The 25,785-nt window shown below is 57.6% G+C and carries 28 protein-coding genes; 16 read left to right on the top strand and 12 right to left on the bottom strand.

Annotated features, from left to right (window positions below; translation table 11 throughout):
* The first annotated feature begins 6 nt into the window (after nucleotides 1-6).
* The 3 genes from KORM41_RS08765 to KORM41_RS08755 all read left to right on the top strand — a co-directional run bounded on the left by KORM41_RS08765 (nucleotide 7) and on the right by KORM41_RS08755 (nucleotide 2,579).
* Entirely contained in the window at nucleotides 7-621 is a 615-nt protein-coding gene (locus KORM41_RS08765; protein WP_068143509.1) for a YdcF family protein, read from the top strand.
* 2 nt (nucleotides 622-623) lie between these two features.
* Nucleotides 624-1,574, top strand: a complete 951-nt coding sequence (locus KORM41_RS08760; RefSeq protein WP_068143507.1) for a DUF2125 domain-containing protein — start codon at nucleotides 624-626, stop codon at nucleotides 1,572-1,574.
* Between the two features lie 138 nt (nucleotides 1,575-1,712).
* The gene (locus KORM41_RS08755) at nucleotides 1,713-2,579 is read left to right on the top strand and encodes an SDR family oxidoreductase (RefSeq protein ID WP_068143506.1); all 867 of its coding nucleotides are present in this window, start codon (nucleotides 1,713-1,715) and stop codon (nucleotides 2,577-2,579) included.
* A gap of 40 nt (nucleotides 2,580-2,619) precedes the next feature.
* On the opposite strand, the gene KORM41_RS08750 is transcribed toward KORM41_RS08755, so the two are convergent.
* Together KORM41_RS08750 and hisC are read right to left on the bottom strand one after the other, a co-directional pair.
* Entirely contained in the window at nucleotides 2,620-3,543 is a 924-nt protein-coding gene (locus tag KORM41_RS08750) for a prephenate/arogenate dehydrogenase family protein (RefSeq protein ID WP_068143503.1), read from the bottom strand.
* Nucleotides 3,540-4,646, bottom strand: a complete 1,107-nt coding sequence (hisC, locus tag KORM41_RS08745) for a histidinol-phosphate transaminase (RefSeq protein ID WP_068143501.1) — start codon at nucleotides 4,644-4,646, stop codon at nucleotides 3,540-3,542. The genes KORM41_RS08750 and hisC overlap by 4 nt, the downstream gene beginning before the upstream one ends.
* Nucleotides 4,647-4,860: 214 nt before the next feature.
* Here hisC and metX point away from each other — a divergent pair, with 214 nt between their 5' ends.
* The 5 genes from metX (at nucleotide 4,861) to KORM41_RS08720 (ending at nucleotide 9,981) form a co-directional block, all read left to right on the top strand.
* Nucleotides 4,861-6,021 carry a homoserine O-acetyltransferase MetX gene (gene metX / locus KORM41_RS08740; RefSeq protein ID WP_068143499.1) on the top strand — a complete coding sequence of 387 codons (1,161 nt, stop codon included), beginning with the start codon at nucleotides 4,861-4,863 and terminating at the stop codon, nucleotides 6,019-6,021.
* The gene (metW, locus tag KORM41_RS08735; protein ID WP_082719648.1) at nucleotides 6,014-6,613 is read left to right on the top strand and encodes a methionine biosynthesis protein MetW; all 600 of its coding nucleotides are present in this window, start codon (nucleotides 6,014-6,016) and stop codon (nucleotides 6,611-6,613) included. Before metX ends, metW begins: the two co-directional genes overlap by 8 nt.
* An 80-nt stretch (nucleotides 6,614-6,693) precedes the next feature.
* Entirely contained in the window at nucleotides 6,694-7,587 is an 894-nt protein-coding gene (locus KORM41_RS08730) for a helix-turn-helix transcriptional regulator (protein WP_082719647.1), read from the top strand.
* Between the two features lie 136 nt (nucleotides 7,588-7,723).
* Complete coding sequence (locus tag KORM41_RS08725; protein WP_068143494.1) at nucleotides 7,724-8,911, top strand: flagellin; 1,188 nt, start codon at nucleotides 7,724-7,726, stop codon at nucleotides 8,909-8,911.
* A 248-nt stretch (nucleotides 8,912-9,159) separates the two neighbouring features.
* Nucleotides 9,160-9,981 (top strand): flagellin, encoded by an 822-nt coding sequence (locus KORM41_RS08720; RefSeq protein WP_068143492.1) that lies wholly within the window; start codon nucleotides 9,160-9,162, stop codon nucleotides 9,979-9,981.
* A 69-nt stretch (nucleotides 9,982-10,050) separates the two neighbouring features.
* On the opposite strand, the gene KORM41_RS08715 is transcribed toward KORM41_RS08720, so the two are convergent.
* The 6 genes from KORM41_RS08715 to KORM41_RS08690 all read right to left on the bottom strand — a co-directional run bounded on the left by KORM41_RS08715 (nucleotide 10,051) and on the right by KORM41_RS08690 (nucleotide 13,624).
* On the bottom strand, nucleotides 10,051-10,554 hold the full coding sequence (locus KORM41_RS08715) for a hypothetical protein (protein ID WP_197420912.1): 504 nt from the start codon (nucleotides 10,552-10,554) through the stop codon (nucleotides 10,051-10,053).
* The gene (gene rraA / locus KORM41_RS08710) at nucleotides 10,555-11,061 is read right to left on the bottom strand and encodes a ribonuclease E activity regulator RraA (protein WP_068143490.1); all 507 of its coding nucleotides are present in this window, start codon (nucleotides 11,059-11,061) and stop codon (nucleotides 10,555-10,557) included.
* Between the two features lie 5 nt (nucleotides 11,062-11,066).
* A complete protein-coding gene (locus KORM41_RS08705; protein WP_068143488.1) occupies nucleotides 11,067-11,279 on the bottom strand; it encodes an SMc00767 family acetate metabolism repressor in 213 nt (70 codons plus the stop codon).
* A 158-nt stretch (nucleotides 11,280-11,437) separates the two neighbouring features.
* Nucleotides 11,438-12,160 (bottom strand): class I SAM-dependent methyltransferase, encoded by a 723-nt coding sequence (locus tag KORM41_RS08700; protein ID WP_068143486.1) that lies wholly within the window; start codon nucleotides 12,158-12,160, stop codon nucleotides 11,438-11,440.
* Entirely contained in the window at nucleotides 12,150-13,421 is a 1,272-nt protein-coding gene (locus KORM41_RS08695; protein ID WP_068143485.1) for an alpha/beta fold hydrolase, read from the bottom strand. Before KORM41_RS08695 ends, KORM41_RS08700 begins: the two co-directional genes overlap by 11 nt.
* Entirely contained in the window at nucleotides 13,418-13,624 is a 207-nt protein-coding gene (locus KORM41_RS08690) for a hypothetical protein (RefSeq protein ID WP_068143482.1), read from the bottom strand. Before KORM41_RS08690 ends, KORM41_RS08695 begins: the two co-directional genes overlap by 4 nt.
* Nucleotides 13,625-13,768: 144 nt before the next feature.
* On the opposite strand from KORM41_RS08690, the gene phaR reads away from it, so the two are divergent.
* Both phaR and KORM41_RS08680 read left to right on the top strand, forming a co-directional pair.
* Nucleotides 13,769-14,362 (top strand): polyhydroxyalkanoate synthesis repressor PhaR, encoded by a 594-nt coding sequence (gene phaR, locus KORM41_RS08685; protein ID WP_068144066.1) that lies wholly within the window; start codon nucleotides 13,769-13,771, stop codon nucleotides 14,360-14,362.
* Nucleotides 14,363-14,466: 104 nt separating this feature from the next.
* Complete coding sequence (locus tag KORM41_RS08680) at nucleotides 14,467-15,699, top strand: MFS transporter (protein ID WP_082719646.1); 1,233 nt, start codon at nucleotides 14,467-14,469, stop codon at nucleotides 15,697-15,699.
* On the opposite strand, the gene KORM41_RS08675 is transcribed toward KORM41_RS08680, so the two are convergent.
* Genes KORM41_RS08675 through KORM41_RS08660 form a run of 4 tightly spaced genes read right to left on the bottom strand, consistent with a single transcriptional unit; the run spans nucleotide 15,696 to nucleotide 19,251 of the window.
* Nucleotides 15,696-16,331 (bottom strand): ABC-type transport auxiliary lipoprotein family protein, encoded by a 636-nt coding sequence (locus KORM41_RS08675; RefSeq protein ID WP_068143478.1) that lies wholly within the window; start codon nucleotides 16,329-16,331, stop codon nucleotides 15,696-15,698. The genes KORM41_RS08680 and KORM41_RS08675 overlap by 4 nt on opposite strands.
* Nucleotides 16,328-17,299, bottom strand: coding sequence for an MlaD family protein (locus tag KORM41_RS08670; RefSeq protein WP_068143477.1), 972 nt, complete (start codon nucleotides 17,297-17,299; stop codon nucleotides 16,328-16,330). The genes KORM41_RS08675 and KORM41_RS08670 overlap by 4 nt, the downstream gene beginning before the upstream one ends.
* Before the next feature lie 32 nt (nucleotides 17,300-17,331).
* Nucleotides 17,332-18,108, bottom strand: coding sequence for an ABC transporter ATP-binding protein (locus KORM41_RS08665; protein WP_068143474.1), 777 nt, complete (start codon nucleotides 18,106-18,108; stop codon nucleotides 17,332-17,334).
* 3 nt (nucleotides 18,109-18,111) lie between these two features.
* Nucleotides 18,112-19,251, bottom strand: coding sequence for an ABC transporter permease (locus KORM41_RS08660; protein WP_068143472.1), 1,140 nt, complete (start codon nucleotides 19,249-19,251; stop codon nucleotides 18,112-18,114).
* 158 nt (nucleotides 19,252-19,409) lie between these two features.
* Between KORM41_RS08660 and KORM41_RS08655 the strand changes: the two genes are divergently transcribed.
* The 6 genes from KORM41_RS08655 (at nucleotide 19,410) to pip (ending at nucleotide 25,726) form a co-directional block, all read left to right on the top strand.
* Nucleotides 19,410-20,810, top strand: coding sequence for an MmgE/PrpD family protein (locus KORM41_RS08655; RefSeq protein WP_068143470.1), 1,401 nt, complete (start codon nucleotides 19,410-19,412; stop codon nucleotides 20,808-20,810).
* Nucleotides 20,811-20,851: 41 nt separating this feature from the next.
* The gene (locus KORM41_RS08650; RefSeq protein WP_068143468.1) at nucleotides 20,852-21,664 is read left to right on the top strand and encodes a nucleotidyltransferase family protein; all 813 of its coding nucleotides are present in this window, start codon (nucleotides 20,852-20,854) and stop codon (nucleotides 21,662-21,664) included.
* A 346-nt stretch (nucleotides 21,665-22,010) separates the two neighbouring features.
* Nucleotides 22,011-23,201 (top strand): hypothetical protein, encoded by a 1,191-nt coding sequence (locus tag KORM41_RS08645; RefSeq protein ID WP_068143466.1) that lies wholly within the window; start codon nucleotides 22,011-22,013, stop codon nucleotides 23,199-23,201.
* A complete protein-coding gene (locus tag KORM41_RS08640; RefSeq protein WP_068143464.1) occupies nucleotides 23,168-23,965 on the top strand; it encodes a nucleotidyltransferase family protein in 798 nt (265 codons plus the stop codon). The genes KORM41_RS08645 and KORM41_RS08640 overlap by 34 nt, the downstream gene beginning before the upstream one ends.
* Nucleotides 23,966-23,967: 2 nt before the next feature.
* Nucleotides 23,968-24,636: an HAD family hydrolase gene (locus tag KORM41_RS08635; protein ID WP_068143461.1), complete on the top strand. Its 669-nt coding sequence runs from the start codon at nucleotides 23,968-23,970 to the stop codon at nucleotides 24,634-24,636.
* Between the two features lie 124 nt (nucleotides 24,637-24,760).
* The gene (pip, locus tag KORM41_RS08630; protein ID WP_068143459.1) at nucleotides 24,761-25,726 is read left to right on the top strand and encodes a prolyl aminopeptidase; all 966 of its coding nucleotides are present in this window, start codon (nucleotides 24,761-24,763) and stop codon (nucleotides 25,724-25,726) included.
* Nucleotides 25,727-25,785 lie beyond the last annotated feature (59 nt).

Here is a 25,785-nt window from a genome sequence, read left to right as displayed (position 1 = left end):
CACACCATGGCAAGAAACAGAAAATCAGTCGCGCGCCTCCTGATCAAGGCACCTGTCTATCTGGTTGCCGCCTGGCTTCTCGGGTTCGGCTTTTTCGTCCTGACACTGCCAAAAGCGATACCCGACGGCATGACCCCGAAAAGCGACGGCATTATTGTGCTGACAGGCGGGGCCGGACGGCTGGAAGCTGGTCTTAAGCTGCTGGAAGCCAAGGTAGCTGACCGCATGTTGATTTCAGGCGTTAATCCGGTGGTAGAACCCCATGAGCTGAGCGCGTTGACCGGCGCGGAAGAGGCGCTTTTCACCTGCTGTGTGGACCTCGACCGGGCCGCGCCCAACACCGCGGGCAACGCCACCGAAAGCAACCTGTGGACACAAACCCACGGCTACCAGACACTGGTGCTTGTCACTGCAGATTATCACATGCCCAGAAGCCTGATCCTGTTCAGGCGTGCCATGCCGAACGCCACCATTTTCGCCTACCCGGTCAAAGGCGAATGGCCGATGCTGTATCTTGCAAATGAATATAACAAATATGTATTTACGCTGATCGGAGAAGCCTTCAAACCCGCGCCGGGTGATGCGGGCAAGCAAGCCAAATCAGCGACAGGGACCCTTTGACCATGACCAAGATTCGCACCTTTGCCGGGCTGTTGATTGTCGCCGCCATTATCTATTCTGGCCTTTGGTACACCAGCAGCTTCCAGGCCCGAAAAGACACCGAAGCCATGCTCGGCGGCTGGCGTGACAAAGGATTGAAGGTGGAGCACGGCAAGGTGAAGCTGTCCGGCTTTCCCTACCGCATCGTGATCACGGTGGATGGGCTGCAGGTTCAGACCCGCGGGCCTGGGCTGGATTTTGGCGCCGAAAGCGTGACGCTGGTGAGCCACCTCTGGACGCCCGGCCACTGGGTGGCCGAAGCCACCAATGTGCGCGTTCAGGCCGCGGGTGAAGCCCTTGCCTTCACCGACGGCAGCATGCGCGGCAGCTACCGCATCCACGACGACGGCAAGGCGGTGATCGCAATTGATTCCGGCAATATGGCAGACTTCAGCCTGATGAAAGCCCCAGGACTGGAGGGGCCAAAACGCCTCAAGGGATGGCAGTTGTTCCTGCGGTCCGACACAGCGCATCATGAACCTGAAAACGGCCTCTATGAAGACCGCTTTCTGGATTTCAAGCTGACCGTTGACACCGGTGCCACGCAGATTGAAACGTCCGGCGGTATCATGGGGCCCATCGTCAAAGGCTGGACTGCCCGCGACCTTGGCGCCTGGCGCGACGCAGGTGGCCTTCTGGAGCTGGACGCCATCAAGCTGGATGCAGGCGGCGGGCGCCTTGGCGGCAACGCCAGCCTGACACTCGATGAAGACTTCCGCCCGCTGGGCAGTGCCACCTTCAGGGTCTTGGGCCGCGATGCCATCGCCGCCACCCTCAAAGACATGGGGCTTGAGAATGCTGCGAGCGCCATCGCCCGCGCCGGTGAAGACGACCTGTCTGTCATGCTGCAAATGGGCAGCCTGACACTGGAGGGTGAGCCTGTCATGCCTTTGAAGCCGCTTCTCGAGGACTAAGCCCCCTAAGCCCCCATCTAAGCCATCAGGCCCCAAAAATAATTCTGCCTTTTCCGCTGCCCATAGCGCCAAACGCGCTATTATCAGGGCAAGGAAGGATGCGGGCCAATCGGTTTCGCGGGGAAAAGGAGGAATTTCATGAGCCTGAAGGGAAAAACCATTTTCATGAGCGGCGGCAGCCGCGGTATCGGGCTGGCGATCGCGCTTAGGGCAGCGAAGGACGGCGCCAATGTGGCCATCGGCGCCAAAACGGCAGAGCCGCACCCGAAGCTTGAAGGCACCATCTACACGGCGGCTGAGGCGATCGAGAAAGCGGGCGGCAAGGCGCTGCCGCTTCTGTGTGACATCCGCTTCGAAGAACAGGTGGATGAGGCGGTCGCCAAAACGGTCGAGGCCTTCGGCGGCATCGACATCTGCGTCAACAACGCGTCTGCCATTTCGCTCACGAACACACAGATGACAGACATGAAGCGCTATGACCTGATGAACAACATCAACACGCGCGGCACGTTCCTTGTGTCCAAGAAGTGCATCCCGCACCTTTTGAAGTCTGATAACCCGCACATCCTGACGCTGTCGCCACCGCTGGATATGAACCCGCGCTGGTTCGCGCCCCACGTGGCCTATTCCATCGCCAAATACGGTATGAGCCTGTGCACATTAGGCATGGCCGCTGAGTTCAAGGCGGCAGGCATTGCTGTGAACAGCCTGTGGCCCTTCACCGCGATCGACACGGCGGCGATCCGGAATGTGATCGGCGACGGTGAGATGGCCAGGCAGAGCCGCACGCCCGAGATCATGGCGGATGCGGCCTTTGCTATCCTGACGCGCCATTCGAAAGAGTGTTCAGGCAACTTCTTCATTGATGAAGAAGTGTTGCGCGCAGAGGGCATGACCGACTTCACCAAGTACGCGCCGCACGCCAAAGGACCACTGGTGCCCGATTTCTTCGTGCCCGACGAGGTGGTCGAGCGCCTGCCTACCGAAGTGATGAAGGTCTGGTAACCAACACAAAAAAGGCCGGGTCTCCCCGGCCTTAATCTTTTTATTCCTCGTGGTGACGACCGAAATCGGCGGCTTCCTCGTCCTGGCCGGCGTCAATGATGCGGCGGCGGATGTCACGGGTGCGGGTAAACAGGTCAAAGAGCGCGTCGCCGTCACCCCACCTGATCGCCCGCTGAAGCGCCGTAAGGTCTTCACTGAAGCGGCCCAGCATCTCAAGCACCGCATCCTTGTTATTCAGGAACACATCGCGCCACATGGTGGGATCACTGGCGGCGATACGGGTGAAATCCCGAAAGCCGCCCGCAGAATATTTGATCACTTCCGAGCGTGTCACTTCTTCAAGGTCGCTGGCCGTACCCACAATATTGTAGGCAATCAGGTGCGGTACGTGGCTGGTGATCGCCAGCACCAGGTCATGGTGCTGGGCGGTCATGATCTCAACCTTACTGCCCATGGCTTCCCATAGCTTGGTGAGTTTCTCAAGCGCACCTTCGTCAACGCCTTGAGGCGGCGTGATGATGCACCAGCGGCCGTCAAAAAGGCTGGCGAACCCCGCCGATGGGCCTGATTGCTCGGTCCCCGCCACAGGGTGGCCGGGGATAAGATGCACATTCCCAGGCAGCAGCGGTTCAAGTGCCTTGAACACGCCTTCCTTGACCGACCCCACGTCCGTGACAATGGCGCCAGCCTTGAGCACAGGTGCGATCGTAACGCCCACGGACGCCATTGCCCCAACGGGAACAGCAATGACCACCAGATCGGCATCCTGCGCGGCCTCGCGCGCGTTCACTGTGAACTCGTGCGCGAAGCCCAGTTTTTCGGCCTCACTCAGGACCGCCTCATCGCGGTCAGATACCACAAGCGTACCGGCGGCCCCAGCGCGCATGACGGCGCGGGCCACGGATGATCCGATCAGCCCCGCACCAATAATGGCGATACGGTCAAAGTGAACTTTATCCGTCATGCCTGCGCCTCATCTGGTGAGCCGTTCATGAAGCCGCGGATGAGCGATATGATCCCCCGGTTCTGGGTTTCCGTGCCGACAGAAATCCTGAGGTGATTGGGCAACACACCAAATTTGCGCACGATATAGCCATGCTTCATCAGGTAGTCGTTGCACTCAGCCGCCGTGAAGGGGCTTTCATCCGGGAAGCCCACCAGCACGAAGTTGGTCTGGCTTTTCACCACATCGAGGCCAATGGCCGTGAGTTCCGCCGTCAACCAGTCGCGCCACTGGGCGGTGAAGGAAACGACCTCATCCAGATATGCCTGGTCCTTAACGGCCGCGAGCGCGGCGTCGTGGCCTGGGTTCGACACATTGAAAGGCATACGCCAGCGGTTGATCACATCAATCACCCCATCGGGCGCATACATCCAACCAACCCGCAGGCCCGCCAACGCGTACAGTTTTGAGAACGTGCGCGTCATCACCACATTATCGAACTTGTCCACCAGTTCTTCACCGGCTTCATAGTCGCCCGCTGTGACACACTCGGCATAGGCGGCGTCCAGCACCAGCAATACATGGTCCGGCAGGCCTTGATGCAGGCGCTCAACCTCAGACCACGGCAGGTAGGCGCCTGTGGGGTTATTGGGGTTGTCGACAATCACAAGCTTGGTCTTGTCGGTGACCGCGGCCAGCATGCCGTCCACGTCTGCGGCCCAGTCCTTATTCGGCACCGGCACCAGCGTTGCGCCGGCGGCCTGCGCCTGAATGGGGTATACTGAAAAGCCGAGCTCTGAAAAGATCACTTCGTCGCCCACACCTGCATAGGAATGGATAAGAAGCGTCAGAAGCTCGTCAGAGCCAGTGCCGCACAAAATGCGCTCTGCCTTCAGGCCATGCACCTTGGCGATGGCCTCGATCAGGTCATGGGAAGCCGGGTCTGGATAGCGCATCACGCCGCCTGCTGACGCCTTGATGACCTCCACAGCCTTGGGGCTTGGCCCCAGCGCGGATTCGTTTGCCGACATCTTCACCGGATTCTTGACGCCTTCAGCCTTCGCCTTGCCAGGCACATAGGCCTCCAGGTCCATAATCCAGTCATGTGCTTTGGGCGCACCCATGAAAAACCTCCAAAAAGCCGGAAAATACCCGGAAAACCCTTAAGAAATACAAGAAAAAGGGATAAAGCGCCGCCCCCCTAAAGGCAAAGGAAACTTTCCTAATCTCACGGGTAAGTTTTAGGGCGATTGACATAAGGGCCTGCGCCCGCTTTTCTGTGCATCCACAAGGCCCGGGCAAAACCAGCCCTTGGCTCAAAGGATTTGGACAGGTTTCGTGACACCAACCGCTGGCAAAACCGCAACGCTTTTCACCGACAAGCCGCTTGAGCTTGACGGCGGAGCTGTGCTGTCGCCTGTGACAGTGGGGTACGAGACCTATGGCACGCTGAACGACGCGGGCACCAACGCCGTGCTGATCTGTCACGCGCTGACCGGTGACCAGTATGTGGCCTCGACCCACCCGATCACCGGCAAGCCAGGCTGGTGGGAACGGCTCGTGGGCCCCGGTAAGCTGATCGATACCGACCGGTATTTCGTTGTGTGCTCCAATGTGCTCGGGAGCTGCCTTGGCACCACCGGCCCCTGGCAGGACAATCCGGAAACCGGCAAGCCCTGGGGCACCAGCTTCCCGGTGATCACAGTGCGCGATATGGTGCGTGTGCAGGCCGGGCTTGTGGCGCACTTAGGCATCGACAAGCTGATGATGATCATTGGTGGGTCCATGGGCGGGATGCAGGTTCAGGAATGGCTGACCACCTACCCGGAAAAGCTGCACAGCGCCGTAATGCTGGCAACCGCCCCGCGCCACACAGCCCAGAACATTGCCTTCCATGAAGTGGGGCGGCAGGCCATCATGGCCGACCCGGACTGGCGCGATGGGCGCTATTATGACCATGACGTCAAACCCGCCAAGGGCCTGTCTGTCGCACGCATGACGGCGCATATCACCTATCTGTCGGAAGACGCGCTAACAGCCAAATTCGGCCGCAACCTGCAGAACCGCGAGGAAGTCACCTTCGGGTTTGAGGCGGATTTCCAGGTAGAAAGCTACCTGAGGCACCAGGGCTCCAGCTTTGTCGACCGGTTCGATGCCAACAGCTATCTCTATATCACCCGTGCGATGGACTATCTGGATATTGCCGCGCGCCACGGTGGACGGCTGGCGGATGCCTTTAAGGCCGCGGCCCATGTGCGCTGCTGCGTGATCAGCTTCACCTCAGACTGGCTCTATCCAACGGTTGAGAACAAGTCGATTGTGCATGCGCTCAACGCAGCGGGCGTACCGGTAAGCTTCGCCGAAATCGAAAGCCCCTTTGGCCACGACGCCTTCCTCCTGGACGTGCCGGAGATGGACCATATGCTGACGGGCTTCGTGAAGGCCGCGGCGAAAACCAACGGGCTGACGGTCAGCGAACAGGAGGCGGATGATGCATAACCTCAGACCCGACCTGAAGTTGATCGCCGAACTCATCGAGCCCGGCAGTCGCGTTCTGGACGTAGGCTGCGGCGACGGCGAGCTACTGGATTATCTTGTGCACAAACAGGGTGTCGACGGCCGCGGGATTGAGATCAGCCAGGCTGGCGTGAATGAATGCGTCGCCAAGGGGCTGTTCGTGATTCAGGGCGACGCCGACAACGACCTGAAGGAATATCCGGACCAGAGCTTTGATTATGTGGTGCTGTCCAAAACCCTGCAGGCTGTGTATCGGCCCCAGCTAGTGCTTCGGGAACTGCTGCGCATCGGCAAGCGCGCCGTTGTCACCATCCCTAATTTCGGTCAGTGGAAAGTGCGCATGAGCCTGGTTGGACGGGGCCGCATGCCGGTGACCAAGGCGCTCGACAAAACATGGTATAACACGGACAACATCCACTTCTGTACCATTCTCGACCTATTTGACCTGATCGAGGAAGAAGGCATCCGCGTTCGGGAATTTGTCCCCCACAAGGCGGACGGCACGCCGCTGAAGTATGGCCGCACCCGTGCCAACTGGGCTGCCGACCAGGCACTGTTCCTGCTGGAAAAGTAAACCCACCGCTCTAGTCTCTCCTAAACTGGCACTGCCTTTGCTTTGCTTTTTCGGAGATATCGGCACCAGGTGGAGAAATCTTGACCCAACTCGATCAGGAAATCATGCAGACCGAGCATTCAGCTTCTAACTCCATGCAGAAAAAGGACTTTTCTGCATATGCTAGCTTGCACCAAGTCCACTGCTTCCAGAACTTTGCTGCCGTGACGCTGAATGTTAATGGGCAAGATTTTCATGTCCGTCAGGCACAGCCCCTGGTATCAAGCGGTCGTGGCTTGATATTGACCACCTTGCGGCGCGGTGAAACAACCATCCTGAGCGCCGGCCAGAAAGAAATACTGAAACCAGCCGACTTCGCTATTATTCCGCTGGGTGCGGACGTGACCTTCAGAGGTGCGGATTGCGAGCTCGACTGTCTGGTTATCGACGAGCAACTAAAGCCCCTCCTGCCCACTGGCCTTAGTGACGAGGCACCCATTATTCTTTCTGCGCTCTTGCCCGCAACTAGCCTTCTCTATCAACAGTTCATCTGTTTCCGCACCTACACGAACCTTATGCAGGGGGAAGACGTTGAGGAACTGCTGCCGCCCCTGTTGATGATGCTGAATACTATTTTCAAGCGCCATGCAGGCAATGAGGGCTCAACCGGCGACAGCCAACTGGACAAGGTTTGTATCTTCATCAACAAAAATTTGCTGGACCCAGACCTGGACCCAGATATGGTCGCGAAACACTTGGGCCTGTCCCGCGCACGCCTGTACCGCTTGGCCGAGCCACTGGGTGGCATTGGGAAATATATCCGCACCAAACGCCTGCAACTGGCCCATGAAAAATTGCGGCATGGAGGTAACGAGGCCGGCTCCATCTCCAATCTGGCTTTTGATCTGGGCTTCGGCACAGAAACCGCATTCCGACGTGCCTTTAAGGAAGCCTTCGGCATGACGCCATCGGAATTGCGAAATCTAAAAAGATAAAATCTGAGACAAATTGACTCTAGTTTGAGACGCAAAGGCGGGACTCACACCCACTGTTCACGTTATTGATGTCGATAGTGCACAAAAGGTGCGCGCCGCTCAGAACGGGCGAAAACATTTAATGTGGGCATAGAAGATGTCTTTCAGTGTGAACACAAATGCGGGCGCTTTTGCCGCCCTTCAAAATCTGGGTGCCAGCACCAAGCTGCTGGAAATGACCCAGTCGCGTGTAAACACGGGGCTCAAAGTCGCCAGTGCCCGAGACTCCGCAGCCATTTATTCCATCGCCCAAAACATGCGCGGCAATGTGTCCGGGCTGAATGCTGTCCAAAGCTCGCTCGACCGGGCTATGTCCGAAACCGATATCGCCCTCGCTGCCGCAGAATCCGTTTCCGATCTCCTGATCGAAATGCGGGAACTTGCCGTGGCCGGTTCCGACGCAGGTCTGGACGCCGATAGCCGCACTGCCATGAGCCAGAAATATACTGAGCTCAGGGACCAGATCGAATCCATCGTGAGCAATGCGACCTTCAACGGGCGCAATGTGGTTGACGGTACCAATTCCATCACCGCCATCACGGACGACAGCGGATCAAGCACGATCAGTTCTGCTGCCAGCGACCTGACACTGGGCACCTTGGGCCTCACCGACTCCAACTTGGTTGGCTCCACTGTATCTGTTACCGGCACGCCTGTGGCGCTGGCGGGTGTAACCATTAGTGCCGGCACTGATGCCGAATTCCGGGCAGCGCTTGTCAATCTGCAGAACGACAATGGCGGCAATTTGAACGGCGAAACGATCGATCCCTCCACCGGCGTCACCACAGATGCCAACTACACATTCCCGGTCAGCAACGACTTCCAGCAGGGCGTTGCAGCAGCACTCGGCATCAGCGCGTCCGAGATTAACGGCACCACGGTCGATGGCTTTGCCTTCGCCCCCAATGTTGACGCCGGCAGTAACCTCTATCTGGTTCGAAACGGAGCGTCCTCATACCTTGTAAACGGCAACCCTGCAGCAGGCGAAGACCCGTCATCACCGGCTGCATCGCAAACAGCCGTAACCTCCATTGATGCAGCCATTGAAGCCGTCAACCAGACGCTCTCGAACCTTGGCGCCACGTCACAGAGGCTTGATATCCAGAAACAATTCACCAGCCAGCTGTCAGACGGCCTTGAAGTGGGCATCGGCAACCTGGTGGACGCGGACATGGCGCGCGAGAGCGCAAACCTGACCGCCTACCAGACCAGGCAGCAACTGGGCCTTCAGGCGCTTTCGATCGCCAACCAAGCGCCATCGAGCGTCCTGTCGCTGTTCAGGTAAAAATCGAATTCGATAAGAATACTATCTGAGAGTACTCGACCGTTGTCCCTTAATCAGGCAACGGTCGTTTTTTTGAAGTTCCGGCAGTCAAACCGTTGGCCAACCAAGGAAAACTGCAGCCAATAGATAAAATTTTAACTAACAGAGTCGACTCGAGGCACACCTTAAGGTAGGATAAAAGCTGGCTCAAAAGGAGTCAGGGTTTCGATGGGCCCATGAATACAGAACCGTATTGCAGGACATAGAATATGTCATTCTCAGTTAACACCAACGCTGGTGCGTTCGCGGCATTGCAAAATTTGAATGCCACCCAAGGCGCTTTGGACCAGACCCAATCCCGCATCAATACCGGCCTTAAAGTCGCGTCCGCCAAGGATAATGCGGCGATATATTCTATTGCTCAGTCCATGAGAGGCGATCTTGCTGAACTGCGTGCTGTCCAGGACAGCTTGAATCGCGGCGGTCAGATACTTGATGTCGCGATGGCGGCTGGCGAATCAATCTCGGATCTCTTGATTGAAATGAAGGAAAAAGCGGTTGCGGCACGGGACACATCTCTGGATGCAACATCACGATCCGCGCTTGCAGAAGAGTTTCTGGAACTCAGGAACCAGATCAACGCCATTGCGTTGAATGCGGAATTTGACGGCGTTAACCTCGTTATGCAAACCAGCACAGATACCACGGTTCTTTCCGGCAAGAATGGCGCAACAATTACCATGGCGGCTCATCCAATCGAGGCCATCGTCCTGCAGTTTGGCCAACCAGACGCCAACCTTGACAGTGCCTCAAACGCTGCAGCGAGTGTGGGCTATCTGGAGGATGGCATAGATCTGGTCAACCAAGCACTGTCGGACTTTGGCGCCACGGCTAAAAGGATCGACAGACTCATTGAATTCAACAGCAAGCTCAGCGACGGGATCGAGACTGGGATCGGCAACCTGGTGGACGCGGACATGGCCAAGGAAAGCGCGAACTTGCAGGCCTTCCAGACCAAACAGCAGCTCGGCCTTCAGGCGCTCGGCATTGCCAACCAGGCACCACAGGCTGTGCTGTCCCTGTTCAGGTAAAACGGAATTCAGAAAAAATACTATCTGAGAGCACTCGGCCACTGACCCCATGCGGGCGGTGGCCGTTTTTTAGTAGGAAACTTCAAGCAGCCGAAGCGTGACATCTTCAACTGACGGTATGTCCCAGATGTCATCTTTCAATTGAAACAACCAACCATTTGCGTGCGAAGAATAGCGAGAATGGGCAATGACGACATCATATGGGATGAGTGCCGCCCTAAAGACCGAATAATCCTCACGGAAAATGACACCAGCAAGACAGTCGAAATGCTTCTTATCCAATTCGCGAATGAAGCTAAGTTGGCGTGATTTATTATGACGAGTTGGACGGCGCCCCTTGATTTGAAAAGTACGATCTTTGGCATCAAAGGCATCAATCGCCTTCTGAGAGTTCGGTGCTTGAGACCATCCAAAGGCGTTAACGAATAGAAATTCTGCCAAATCGCCAACAGGGTTGTTTGAGCTTCTTAAAATTTCACGCCTTCGAAGTTCTTCCGTGATTTGTGCATGCAACGTCAGCAAATTGCTCGCAGGCAATTGACTGAGGTCGATATGCGGATCAGAGGAAGCCACCTACAAACTCGGGAGTTCCTTGGCGATCACCACACCGTCGGCATCCGCGATGACCCAGTCGCCCGGGTGGATGGGCACACCGGAAATGGCGATTTCCACATTCACATCGCCCCGGTCCAGCTTTTCGGATTTCCTGGGGCAGCTTCTGAGCGCCTTGATGCCCACGTCTTCGCCCAGCAATTCGTGCCGGTCACGGACACAGCCATATATCACCACGCCAGCCCAGCCATTTTTGGCCGCCAATGCCGCAAGGTTCCCACCCAGAAGTGCCACACGGGTAGAAGCATCGCCGTCCACCACCAACACCCGGCCTTCGCCCTTGCCTTCAAGAAGCGCACGCACCTTGGTATTGTCATCCAGCGTGCGAAGGGTAACGGCAGGCCCGGCGAAATCCACGCGCCCGCCGAAATCCTGAAAGTCAACGGGGAGCACAGAGACGGCGCGGCCCATGGCGTCGCACACGTCCGCTGTCGCCAGTTTTGGCGTGACAATCTCCCCGTTTGGCATGAGCCCTAGTCCTGCTTGTGAATGATCGGCACCAGCATATCGCCCCAGGCGCCTTCTTCATTGTGGTAGCGGGAAGCACGCATCAGCTCGACCGTGACACCCTTGCCCACGGCGGAGATAACAGCATCGTTCAGGCGGTGCAGGGCGTTTGCTACCTGACGGATCGCCATTTCCTTGCTTTCTTCCATCGTCGAATCTTTAGGGGTCTCGTTCGTCATATTGCTCTCCACTAGCTTGACGTTTCGAATAATTTTATGACCCAAACAATATTGTCTGCGCAATAATAATACAAGACCAGAAATCTGAAGAATTTTCGCTCGCCTCGCTGGAAAAGGCTTGGTGGTGCTCTATGGTCACAGGGTTGTTCGTACAGATATCATGAACCGGTCAGAGCCGGCATGATTGCCGCTTTGCGGGCACTTTTGGGTAAAGTGCCATAAACCTGCTTGCGAGCCGAGACAATCAGCGCCCCTCCCAGGTTCTTGCCCAGAAAGCCAATGGGGCGTTCGCCGTATCTCAGGAGCTTCGAAGCCATCGGGCGAATGAAGGGCGGCATCATCAGCGCCGTGTCCCAGCCATCCACCGGCAGCATCTGTTCTTCCAGAAGCGACGACAACTGGCCTTTCGAATAAGGCCTGCCGTGACCAAAAGGTGTGCCCTCATAGGCTGCCCAGCTGCGCATGCGATTGGGCACCACGGCGATCATCTGGCCGCCCGGTGCCAGCACCCGCCAGATTTCGCGCAGGAGATTTACCGGCCTGTTGGCATGCTCCAGCGCATGCACCAGAATGATCCGGTCAACGGAACTGTCAGCAAGCGGCAGATGATATTCCTCGACCAAGGCGGTCCGGCTGCCCAAATGCGCGGGCCAATGGCAGACACCCTGCTGCGCGGGCATGAAAGCCAGAAAGCGGCCACCGGCCCTGCCTTCTGCCCTGGCAATCAGGTCAAGGTACGGCAGGGTAAAGCCAAAACCGATGGTGACACCATCGGTTGGCGGTGCTGTCAGGCGCATCAGCTTCGCGGTAATAATCGGACAGGTGGCGCGGCCGATCGCGCTTGCATAGAAACGGTATAATTTCAGAACATCAGGCCGCATGGTCAGTCTCCAGCCACTTGAGAAGTGGTTCCCAAAGCCCCGTCCGCGCCTTTGACCCGACCATCATACCGATATGCCCGGCGCCCGGGTCGTGCACGGTGGCATTCGGCAGGCCTTTCAGCATGGAATAGGCGCTTTCCTGCGGCACGAGCCGGTCCTCCTCAGGCGCGGCGATCCAGACCGGGCATGTGACATCCTCAAGCCGCACGGGCGCGCCGTCCACATACCATTCTTCCCGGCCTGTGGTATTGTCCCGGTACCAGCCGACCATGGCTTCATCCGCCACCCGGCGCGGCAGCGGCGCGCCGGTATTGACCCAGGTCTCAAGCGCGACAAAAAACTCGGCGGCTTCGGAAGATGGGTCCATGGTGGCAAACTTCCGGAACTTGCGATCATTGAGCGTGGGGTCCACGCTTGTGAAAAACGTCTGCACCGCATCCACCGGAAGCGGCATGTTGGTAGGTAGTTTGGCCAGCGCCTCCACCATCACTGGCGCATATTTCTTACCCGCATGAGGCTTTTTGGTATCGAAATCCCACGGCGCGGCCACAAGGGCAAGCTTTGACACCATATCACCCGCGCGCGCGGCCAAAGCGGTTGTCAGCGTCCCGCCCATGCAGTAGCCAAGCACAGGAACCGGGGCGCCAGCCACGCCCGCCACATGATCCAGAAACGGCTTCAACCGCTTCATTACATAATCGCCAATACCAAAGCCCAGCTCTTCCTCGCCCGGCTCGTACCAGTGCACCAGATAGGGCCTGTAACCATGCCCTTTCAGGAATTCAACCAGGCTACGGCCCGGCATCAGATCCAGCACATAATGCGGGTTGATCAGGCTGGGCACCAGCAGGATCGGTTTGCCCCTGTTTCCTGATTGAGGCGCGCCAAAATCAAGCAATCGGCAATTGCCAATACGCACTGCCTCAGCCGCCTTGCTTTCCGGACGACGGTAAGGATGCGCCAGATATTTGGCGATACCCGCCAGCATGGTATCGGCGCGGCCTGACGCCTTCCTTTCCACCGCGGTGAAAAAGCGCTGCCAGTCATCCTCAGAGCGCATCAAGCCCTTGAGCGCATCCAGGTTGTCGCGTACGCCAGTGTGCCATATGCCAGTGCCCGCACGGAGCCGCCTGGCACCCGCGCCAGCTTCGCGCCAGATCATCAAGCTGTTGGCAAGATGGAGCGACATAGGCCGGGGGCCGCGGATTTGTGCTTCCACATCTGCCATCCGGCTGGCGTGTTCTTTTGGCTGCGCGGTCATGGGTCTTCCCCCACACTTGGTGACCGTTCAAGCGGCACCTCAAGAAGCGCCGCAAGCTCGGCGTGCGGCAGCAGATCCTTCTCGGTTGCCCAAAGACGGATATTTTCCTGCCACAGGGTCAGGAACAGGTCGGCCGCTTGTTCAATATCTTCATCGCGCATGACAATTTCACTATAGGATGCCTGCATTTGGCGCAAAGTCATTTTCTTTGTGCATATGCACAATTTTCCTTGCGGCAGCGCACCAAATACCATTTAATTCGGCCAATTAATTAAAGAATTGCCGTGTTTTCGGATTTTTCGCACATGCGAGGAAGGGGTATCCGAAAAGGCAGGATGGGACAGAAGATGGCACGGAAAAAGCGCGATCAAGGCGAACCGATCATCATCAAAAAATACGCGAACCGGCGGCTTTATAACACTGAAACCTCTAGTTATGTGACGCTCGACCACCTGGCTGACATGATCAAGTCCGGCGAGGAATTTGTGGTGCGCGACGCCAAGTCGGGCGACGATATCACCCGCGCTGTCCTAACCCAGATTATCTTCGAGAAAGAGACCCGCGAAAAAAACATGCTGCCCATCGCCTTTCTCAGGCAGCTGATCAGCCTTTATGGCGACGGCCTTCAGGCCATGGTGCCAAGCTATCTGCAGAGCGCCATGGAAGTTCTGACCCGGCATCAGGAGCAGATCCGCTCCGCGTGCGGTGAAACAGTGGACAGCAGCAATTTCATGCCGATTTTCGAGGAGCTGACACGGCAGAACCTGGCGCTCTTTGAACAGAGCATGCGTGCCCTAACGGCAAGCGCCCAGACCACGCACGCACCTGCTGCAAAACCTGCAGAACAGGCACCCAAAGGCGGCGAGAAGGATCGGGAAATCGCAGACCTCCAGGCCCAACTGGCCGCCCTCAAGGAAAAAGTCGACGCGCTTTCGGACTAACGCGCTGATCGAATTAACGCGCAGGGCGCACGCTTCATCCCCATCTCGCAACTTCGTGATACACGAAGGCGAGAAAGTATGCTCAAGTGAGCGCCCCAATTTAAATGAAACTCCGCAGCGAGAGACCACCGGCAATGCCAGCCATCCTGTTCGCCATCTTTATCGACCTCCTGGGTTTCGGCATCATTGTGCCGATCCTGCCGTTTCTGGTTGGCCCCTATGCGGGCACCGTAACAGTTGGGGGCATGGTGCTGGATGAAGCGACCCTGGGGGCGGCGCTCTTTTCCATCTATTCGCTGACCGCTTTTGCCGCCGGCCCCTTGTGGGGGCGGCTGTCGGACCGCATCGGCAGGCGCCCTGCCCTTGCCGCAACTTTCATCGGCGCGATGGTTTCCTATGTCATCCTGGCGTTTTCAGACAGCCTTCTGATGCTTTTCCTGGCCCGCGCCTTCTCTGGCGCGATGGCCGGTAATGTAGGCATCGCCATGGCTGCCATGGCCGACCTGACCGATGAAAGCAACCGTGGCCGGGCCATGGGCCTGATCGGTGCTGTGTTCGGGCTGGGGTTCGCGTTCGGCCCGCTGGTAGGTGGGCAACTGAGCCACCTCAGTAGCGCGAGTGGCGGATCAGCCATTCTGTTGCCCGGCCTTGTGGCAGCCAGCCTATCGCTGATCGCCGCTTTCATGGCTTATCGTTTCATATCCGAAACGAATTCTGACGAGAGTGAGACAGAAACCAGCCACGTGTCAGTGCGTCCTCCCTGGTCCACCTTCCTTAAAACCCCGGCCCAGCTGGCGCTGTTTTCCATGTTTATCGTGACCTCCGCAGGGCAGATCATGGCCTTCACCATCATGCCCTTCTGGACCAAGGACCTCTTGTTCTGGAGCCAGCAGGAAGTCGGCAACCTGATGGGGGCCATCGGCCTGTGCATTGCTGCGATCCAGTCGCTGGCGACAGGGCCGCTGTTCAAAAGCATTGGTGAACTGAAATCGCTGGTGCTTGGTGGCAGCATCCATTTTATTGGCTGCCTGGTCATCATTTTCGGCACGCCGTCCTTCACTGTGGCGCTGATTGCCTTCCCGCTGATCATGAGCGGCATGACCATTTCATTCCCCGCACTCAACAGCCTGCTGTCGCGCCGCACGGACCGACACCACCAGGGCGCGGCCCTTGGACTTTCAAGCGGGATTTCGGCCCTTGGTCGGGTGGCAGGGCCGCTGGCCGCGGGCCTGCTGTATACAAAAGAAGCGCCAGAGCCGCTCTTTTACGCTATCGCGGTCACAAGCTGCCTGCTTTTGGCCTGGAGTTTCTGGGAACTCAGGAAACCTGCTGCCTAGCCCGCATCGCAAGCTTCATGGGCTTTGCCGAACCAACTGGCCGCATCCCCGGCCGCGTCACCCATGGCTTCATGGAAGGCTGCCATCACGGCATCCGTACCGCTACCGCGGGTACTCACTTGTTTCGCAATGGTCGGCATACCAAGGAGCTGGTTGTCCTTCAGGCGCACGAGCGTGAATTCCAAAACAACAGAGACCTTGTCGTCCGCAGCACGGGCGCCGGGAACAAAGTCCATTTCCCAGACCTTCAGACCCAGACGGCAGCTGGACTGGATATCCAGCCCACCATCGCCGACCATCCGGGCCTCTGAGCTTGCTGCAAGAGATCTCAACACATAGTCTCTGATCAAGTCCGCCAGAGGCGCCGACCAACGTACGCCGTCAATGGTTGAACGGCGGTTACCCGGCAGCGCAACCGCAACCTTGTCGCCCTTGAGGCTGTCTGCAACGGCGGGCTCATCAATGAATACAACAGGGCCCGACCCGCTTGCGGGATAGCTGCCCTGATAGCGAAGCGTATAAATCTCATCCGCCGGGCCTTCATCGCCGAAGGAGATAAGCGGCCCGCATGACGCCAAAAGGGCAGAAGCAGCGACAAGACCAAGCGCGTTTTTTCTAAAAAGCTGCCTCATTCTTTCGTCTCCTTCACCTTGCGGGCGTCAAGGTCGTATGTACTCTCTTTCGGGCCCAGAAGCGTTTCAGCCGGATTTTGCTCTATTTTCCTGACCAGCCGCGAAAGGCTGCGGGCTGTGCTTCGCAAGTCCATGATCATCCGGGTAACCTCAGGCAGGCTGCCCTGCACGAATTGCGTGACGCTGTCCTCATTGGCGGCTACCAGCGCATCGACACGTTCCAGCATCGCCTGCGCGGCGTTCATGGTTTCAATCGCCTCAGCCACAAGCCGTTCGCCGTCCTCAGCCAGCAGCTTGTTGCCACTGTCCGCGAGCGTGCCCAGCTTGGCAGCTGTTTCATTCACGCGGGCCATCACCTCGCGTACTTCAACCATCAAGGCATCCAGGTCTTCCGTGCCGTCTGCAATATTGCGGGTGGCCCGCTCGGTATTCTCCAGGATATTGCTGACCCGTTCCAAATTCTCTTCTGCCAGCATCTTCTTGACTTGGCCAACCGTCAGGATTGCCTCATTGATCAGGTTTGGTGCGGTCTCGAACACTTCCTGAATGGGCGAGGCCTCAGACCGGATCACAGGCCGTTCCTGCCCTGCCTTGGCCTTAAGGGGGGCGCTGCCCTGCGGGCTGCCCTTGATCTCGATATAGGCAACGCCGGTCAGCCCCTGAAACTCAAGCCGTGCGTAGGTTTCCTCATTGACCGGCACTTCGCTTCTGAGCCGCACGAGCACGCGAACCTTCTCACTATCGTGCGGAGCAAGCGTAATGTCCCGCACATCTCCAACCGGAATGCCCAGATAGTAAACGATACTGCGCTTATAAAGGCCGGACACGGAGCCATCGAAAAAGATGTCATATTCCTGATATTCGGCATCCAAATCGACCTTGGCGATCCAGATGGCAAAGGCGATCAGCCCGGCAAGGAACGCCAGAACAAAACTGCCAACCAATATATGCGATGCCCGTGTTTCCATAAGCCGTTGCCTGTCCTATCTCGTCTTTGGCACTAGTCTTTTGCGCCTGCGGCCCGCGCACGGGGACCGTGAAAATATTCCTGCACCCAAGGGTGATCAAACGCCATCACTTCCTCAAGCGGCGCGTTGATCAGGATTTTCTGATCCCCTAGCACCGCGATACGGTCGCATACTCTGACAAGTGTGTCGAGATCGTGGGTCACAAGAAAAACCGTAAGCCCCAGCGAGCGACAGAGTTCCTGTACCAGTTCATCAAACGCCGCTGCGCCGATAGGGTCGAGCCCGGCTGTGGGCTCATCGAGAAAAAGAAGGTCCGGATCGAGCGCCAATGAGCGCGCGAGTGCGGCGCGCTTGCGCATGCCGCCAGAAAGATCGCTGGGGAACTTGGCCGCCGCATCCAGCGACAAGCCTGCCATCTGCAACTTCGAAAGCGCCAAGTCCTTCATCAGGCTGTGGGACATGTGAAAATGTTCCCGAAGCGGCACCTGGATGTTTTGCGCCACCGTCAGCGATGAAAAGAGCGCCCCATCCTGAAACAAGACCCCCCAGTCCCGCCGGGAAAGCCTGTCTTCTTCATTGCTCATCGTGGCCCGGTCTTGACCATTGATCTCGATCGTGCCGCTCTGAGGTTTCAGAAGCCCGATAATGGCCTTCAGCAGCACTGACTTACCCGTGCCCGAGCCACCGACAACACCCAGAATTTCCCCGCGCCTGACATCCAGATTGAGACCGTCATGCACCACATGGGTGCCGAAGGCGGTCTTGAGGTCCCGCACCTTTACAACGATGTCCGGTTTCTTGTTAGCCACCGCCTATAGCCCCACACTGGTGAAAAAGATAGCGAACAGGGCATCAAGCACGATCACCAGGAAGATGGATTGCACCACGCTTCTGGTTGTGCGCATACCCAGCGCATCGGCGCTGCCATGTACCCTGAGGCCGTGGTAGCAGCCGGTTGTGGCGATAACTGCGGCAAAGAAAGGCGCCTTGATGATGCCAACCCAATAGTGGTCGATCGAGATCACTTCCCGGAAATAGGTCAGGAAATTGGCGGGCGTGATATCCAGCTGGATCCATGCCATCAACGCGCCGCCCGCGATCCCCACCACATCGGCATAGAATGCCAGAAGCGGCAGGCATACCGTCAGCGCCACAAGGCGCGGCAGCACCAGCACATCAATGGGTTCCATCCCCAGCGTCTTCATGGCGTCCACTTCTTCATGCAGCACCATCGATCCGATCTGGGCCGTGAAGGCGCTGCCGGACCGGCCCGCTATAATAATAGCGGTCAAAAGAATACCCAGTTCCCGCAGATGGCCAATGCCAAGCATGTCGATAACGAAAATATCGGCGCCGAACTTGGCCAGCTGGATAGCCCCCTGGTTCACCATCACGGCACCGATCAGGAAGGAAATCAGCCCCACGATTCCCATGGACTGCAGCCCCACCACTTCCATCTGGTGCACCACCGGCACCAGGCGAATACGCCCCAGGTCAAACAACGAGCCAAAAAGGCGCATCAGCACAAACCCAAGGAACCCCAGGAGCCGGGCTGACGACCGGAGCGCCGTCATGGTGGCTTCACCCGCCTGAAGGAGAGGCATCAGATACCAGGCGACATGATCGGGTTCTGTTTTGGCAGGCGGCGGGCAGCAGGAGATAACTTCCAAAAGGGTTTTGTGGGCCGCCAGAACGCCTGTGAGCACTGCGGCACCGGCATCCTCGATGGCGGCACAATAACGGCGGATCAGCACGGCACCCGTGGTATCAAGGCTTGTGATTTCCGAACAGTCGACAACGGCGCCCGCTTCACAGGCCGCCACAATGCCCGGCATGGCATTGTCGATATCGACAGCATTATCGATGATCCAGTCGCCGCGCAGGCGCACCAAGGCGCTGGGGCTGCCACTTTCCACCGTTACAAAGCCGTTACCTGTCCGGGCATCCGCCAATTTTTTGCCACTTCCCTCTTGATTTCAAAAACCCAAAACAGCAAATAGAGGCCGCCTGGAAAACAAACACAGGCTTTATCTGCCGGTTTTATTTAACTATAAATAAATCTTGCTGAATTCAGACCAACACACAAGTCATATAAGATACCAAGGGACATATGAAGGTCAATTCGGATAACCCGCTGCACGCTTTTGCAGCCTGGACGACTGGCGTAGACGCCTCCTGGTCGAGCCTGGCGCTTGACCGCGCGCGAGACGCCTTCATTGACACCATCGCTGTCATGGTGCCCGGTGCGCGCGAGGACGTTACACACAAAGTGTTCACTCTCGCCCGCAGGTGGGGCCAAGGCGACTGCCGCGCGGTTGGCTTTGAAGGCGGCCTGTCTGCCCCCATGGCCGCCCTGGTGAACGGCACGGCCGCCCATGCCCTTGATTTTGACGACAATTTCGATCCAGCAAAAGCCCACGCCAGCGCAGTTCTGGTACCTGCCCTTCTGGCCATTGCGGACGAACGCGACCTAACGGGCGAAGCGCTTCTTGATGCCTATATCGTTGGCCTGCAGATGGTTGGCCGTGTGGGCCAGGGCGTGAACCCTTACCACCGCAGCCGCGGCTGGCACGCCACGGCAACGGTTGGCACCGTAGGCACGGCTGCCGGATGCGCGCGACTGATGGGCCTGGATGCCGAGCAAACAGCCCACGCCATTTCGCTTTCAACAAGCCTTGCCGGTGGCTTCATGAGCCAGTTCGGCACCATGACCAAACCGCTGCATGCAGGGCTTGCAGCCGCAGGCGCGGTTCAGGCCGCCCAGTTCGCCGAGGCCGGCATTACAGCAGGCGCGAACACGCTGCATGCCGCGAACGGCATGGGAACGCTGATGGTCGGCCAGGATGTGGAAGAGCTGCGCGCCACCATGGCAGACAAGGATGAATATGGTCAGAAAGTCCAGTTCGCGACCAAGGATATCGGCACGCCGCTGCATATTGAAGAATATGGCCTGAAACTGAAGCGTTTCCCCAACTGTGGCAGCGTCCACCGTGCGCTCGACGGCCTTCTTTTCCTGCGCGAAAAACATGGCTTTGAAGCCCCTGATGTGGCGGAAATTTTTGTGCGTGCGCCGGCTGCGCACCTCCGGAACCTGATGTATGAGCGCCCAACCAATTCGATGGAAGCCAAATTCAGCCTTGAATATGGACTGGCTGTTGGACTATTGACGGGCAACGCGACGCTGGCGGACTATGAAGAGGCCGCGATCAGTCGCCCGGAAGTTACCGCGCTGTTGCCGCTTGTGCGCAAAGAGTATGTCGAGAAACTGGAGAGCGATTTCCCGACACAGGTTCATGTTACGCTGAAGTCTGGCACCACCATGAGCATTGAAGTTGAAATGCCGGTGGGCTCAAGTGCTGCACCCCTGACGCTGGACCAGCTTTGGGACAAATTCGACGGCTGTGTGGGCACCCTTCTGGACAAAGAGAGATACAAGACCGCAAGAGAGACATTGATGGCACTTCCGAAGGGCGAAAGCGCTCGTAAACTCATGTCTTCCTTAACGGCCTAGTCTGATTTAAACTATGCCCGTTGGGTAGGAGGGATAACCCTATGACTGTAACCAAGAAAGCCACAGCTTTGGTGCTGGCTGCCAGCCGTCGCGGCGCCGCCGACGTTGTCGCCCAAGCCCAAGGGGTCAGCCACAAGTGCCTGGTAACACTTGATGGTGTCGTGATGCTGGAACGCGTCATCCGCGAAATAAAAAACGCCCGTGGCATCGACCGTGTGTTTGTTTCAATCGAAAGCGAAGAGCTGCTCAGGACTGTGCCCGCGCTCGCTAAAATGCTGGACAAGGGCGAAATTCAGTATGTGCCGAGCGCGGAAAACCTCTATCTTTCGGTCGCGGACGCTGCCGCCCGGATCGAGGACCCGTACCCACTCGTGATCACCACAGGGGACAACGCCCTGCACACCACTGAAATGGTTGACCATTTCTGCAAGGAAATTGAGCAGCACAAGCCCGATGCAGCCGTTGCCATGACCCCAGCATCCGTTATCTTGGAAGCATATCCCGAAGGCAAGCGCGCCTTCCATAATCTCAAGGACGGTGGCTGGTCCAGCTGCAACCTCTATGCGCTGGCCAACGAGAAAGCCTTGGAAACCGCCAAGATTTTCGAGGGTGGCGGCCAGTTCGGCAAGAAACCGCAGCGTATCATGAAGGCCTTTGGCCTGATGTTCATGCTCAAGTACCGCTACAAGCTGGCCACCATTCACGAGCTGGCCGCGAGCCTGTCACGGCGCTGGAAATTGACGGTGCAGGTGATCCGCATGCCATTCGCCGATGCACCAATTGATGTGGACAACCCAGGCGACATGGAACTGACGGATCAAATCCTGAAGTCCCGCCGCATGGCTGCACAGTAGCAACCAAGCTTAATCCAGAAAAAGGCGTCCATTGGCACCTTTTTTCGCTTCTGCAGCCTGAAATTAGTTAAATCAGGTCCGTCCCCGATAAGACGAAACATTTCTGAAACGCTAGTGTAACGAACGTTTACGGCCTTTTTATTGTTTCGGTCCTGAAGCGAAAACGCCCCCGTTTGAAGCATATCGGTTGTCGAATTGCCTTATTTGGGGCAAAATCAGCCCTTATGCGACGTTTTGTCAGAGTGTTTTGTTCTGATCTTTGTTTATTTTTTAGTCTGAAATGTCCGCGACGGCCGCGAGTTAAGTAAGGCCTCATAAAAAGCAGAAAGAAAAAAAGAAGCCGCTTATGCCACACCGCATTGGATTTCTGTTCAACCATGATGCCGCTCATCAGGTCAGCCATCTTGCGCCCATGATTCCGGCGCTGGCAGGCACTGCTGATGATGTGGAAATTGAGGTTTTCGCCTCCACTGAAGAACAACTTGAAATGGTCCGCGAAATTGCGGGCGATACGCCCCGCTGTCAGTTCACGCTGCTTGATGTGCCGCTTGTCTACAAAGTGCTCGACAAGCTCTTGAACAAAGTCGCGCCATTCAAGCGCATCGCTGTTTTGAAAAACAACCTCGACCATTTCCGCCAGTTGGACACCCTGGTGGTGCCGGAGCGCACCAGCCTGATGCTGCGTGAGGTCTTTGGCCTGACCCACCTGAAAATGGTCCGTGTCTGCCATGGTGCTGGCGACCGGGACGTCGCCTGGTCGGACAATATCTCCAAATTCGATTATGTTTTCCTGCCTGGTGACAAACACCGCGACCGGATGATCGCCCTTGGCATCGTGCAGCCGGAAAACAGCGCCGTGATCGGCTATATGAAGTTCGATGCTCTGGCGGAGGAAAATATCGTCCACCGTCCGTTCAAGAACCAGCGACCGATCGTGCTCTATAACCCACACTTCGATCCTTACCTGTCTTCCTGGTTCACCATGGGCGAAGAGGTTCTGGACTATTTCGCGAACAACAAGGATTTCAACCTGATCTTTGCGCCTCATGTGATGCTCTACAAGCGCCGCATCCATACGTCACTGACCAACCGGGTGGTGCGCTGGCGGAAGGATTTGGCCAAGCGTTTCAAGAACAGCGACAATATCCTGATCGACACCGGCAGCCCGGCCTGCATGGACATGACCCACATACGCTCGGCCGACATCTATCTGGGTGACGTCTCCAGTCAGGTGTATGAATTCATTGCCCGTCCACGGCCCTGCATCTTCCTTAACGGACACGGCGCGGACTGGCAGCGCGACCCGAAATATAAATTCTGGACCCTCGGCCCCGTTGCGTCCTCAATTGACCAACTCGACCAAGCTTTGAAGGCCGCACTTGAAACGCCTCACGCCTACAGGGCGGAGCAACAGAAGCTCTTCAAGTCGTCTATCGACCTTCAGCAAAAATCATCCGCACAGCGTGCCGCCGAAGCCTATTGTAACTTTCTGGGGCTAGATACGTGTCAACCTGTACCGCTGAAAAAATACGGGTAATTGTCCTTGCTGGCCGCCGCCCGGAGGGCGACCCGGTCGCGGACATGTTCAACGTCAAATACAAGGCCGCCGCCCATATCGGCGGACGCGCCATGCTCAACCGTGTCGTGGACGCGCTCGATGCATCGGGGCGTGTGTCAGATATCTTCATCCTGACCCAGTCGCCCGAAGACATGGCGGCGCTCGAAGATTTCGAGCCGTTCAAGGCACGGCGCGATGTAACTTTTGTCGCCAGCGGCGATTCCATCTGTGGCAGCATCGTGGATTTCCTCGACAGTCACCCAAGCAACCAGCCGACCCTGGTAACCACATGCGATCATGTATTGCTGACGGGTAGCGATGTCGCGGCTTTCCTCGACGGCCAGCCTTTGGACACCGATATCGCCGTGGGGCTGGTGCCGGCGGAAACAGTGCTGGCCAAGATACCGGCGGCCCGCCGCACATGGCTGAAGTTCGCGCGGGGCGCGGCCTACACCAGCTGCAACCTGTTCCTGCTGAAGGGACAACGCGCCCGCTCGGTCCTGGCCTTCTGGGCTGGTATCGAACATAACCGCAAGCGCGTCTGGCGGCTTGCCTGGCATTTCGGCCCACTGGTCTTTATCGCTTTTGCCTTGCGCCTCTTGAGCCTGGAAAGCGCTTTCAGCCGCGCCTCCCACTCCATTGGTGCCACGGTCCACCCCGTCATCCTCAAGGAAGCCCATTTGTCCATCGATGTAGACAAGCCTTCGGATGTCATGATCGCCAGCGAGATTCTGGATACCTGATTATGCAGCGCCAAAGACTTGTCATCTTCGATCTGGACCGAACCATCATCAGATTTGGCAGCTACACGCCTTTTCTGCTTTGGTACGCATGGCATTATGCTCCCCACCGCCTGCTGTTGACGCCGGTGATGTTGCTGGTGATGGCGGCCTACAAGCTCAAGGCTTTTTCCCGCAGCCGATTGAAGGAAGTCATGTTCCACCTGCTGGTTGGCACTAAACCGCTTGCCCACCTAGAGGGCGCAGCCGATGCCTTCGCCAACATGATCGTGCGCGGGAAATGCTATACGGACGCGCTGAGCGCCATTTCCAGGCACAAGGCCCAAGGCGACATCCTTGTGCTGGCCACCGCCAGCTATGCCTTCTATGCCGCCCCCATCGCCAACAAACTTGGTTTCAACCACCTGGTGGCCACGAGGCTGGAGACGCGGAACGGCATGGTGATCCCCCGCATCCAGGGTGACAATTGTTATGGCGACGCAAAGCGGGCCATGGTTCAGCAGTTGATCCAGGGGCAGAAACTGGGCGGCCTGGAGACCCTTTTCTATACCGATGACCACAGCGATATACCGACCCTTGATCTGGTGGATTCAGCCGTTGCAGTGAACCCAACCCGCAAGCTGCGCCAGTATGCCAGCCAGCACGACCGGGTGGAAACAGCCATCTGGCATTGACGCCTAAGCGGCGTCGGCTGGCGCGACCCTGCGGATGGGGCCGGGCAACCTGTGTTTCTTGTATTATTAACTTCTGCGGCTTATTCTGGCTGAAACCTAAGACAAAAAAAATCGGGACAGCACGGTGCGCGCAGACAGTACAACAACCCTCCGCTCTCTTTATCCATCCATCGAGCCGTATGCGAGCGAACGCCTGAAAGTGCCAGGCGGGCATGAGATTTATGTGGAGCAGTCCGGCAACCCGGTGGGCGCACCGATTGTGTTTGTCCATGGCGGCCCTGGCGGCGGCACCAGCCCGATCCAGCGGCGTTTCTTCAACCCGGCGAAATACCGCATCATATTGTTTGACCAGCGCGGCTGCGGCAAAAGCCGCCCGCACGCGTCCCTCGACCACAACACCAGCCAGCATCTGGTGGCCGACATGGAAGCCATCCGGCAACATCTGAATATCGACAGCTGGTTCCTGTTTGGCGGGTCTTGGGGCAGCACCCTGTCGCTTCTGTATGGCCAGGCCTTTCCAGAACGCACGCGTGGCCTGATCCTGCGCGGCATTTTCCTGTCGCGCCAGCGCGAGCTGGACTGGTTCTATCGTGGCGGCACCAGCAGCATTTTCCCCGAAGCCTGGGCGCGTTTCTGCGGCCCGATCCCGGAAGAAGAGCGCGGTGACCTGATCAGCGCCTATTATAAGCGCCTGGTGGACCCTGACTGGGAAGAAGACCGCCTGACCTTCGCCAAGGAATGGAGCCTGTGGGAAGGCAGCACCGTGACACTGGTGCCCGATGAAGAACAACGCGCCCATTCGGTGGATCCTGTTTTCGCGCTCGCCTTCGCGCGGATCGAGGCCCACTATTTCAAGCACCGCAGCTTCCTTGAGGCCGACAACCAGATTCTGGACGACGCCCATAAGCTCAGGGGCGTGCCCACCACCATTGTGCAGGGCCGCTATGACGCCATCTGCCCACCGACAAGCGCGTGGGAGCTGGCGCAGGCCATGCCGTGGGCGACGCTGAAGATGGTGCCGGTGGCAGGCCATTCGGCGTTCGAGCCCGCGATCCAGCATGAGCTGATCTGCGCCACAGACGCGGCGTAGGCCAAGTTAACAGGTCGTCATTCGCCAACTGCTGTATGGATGCTGAAACAAGTTCAGCA

This window comes from Kordiimonas lipolytica (genome assembly GCF_001550065.1).
This window is presented reverse-complemented; position numbering and strand designations above follow the sequence as displayed.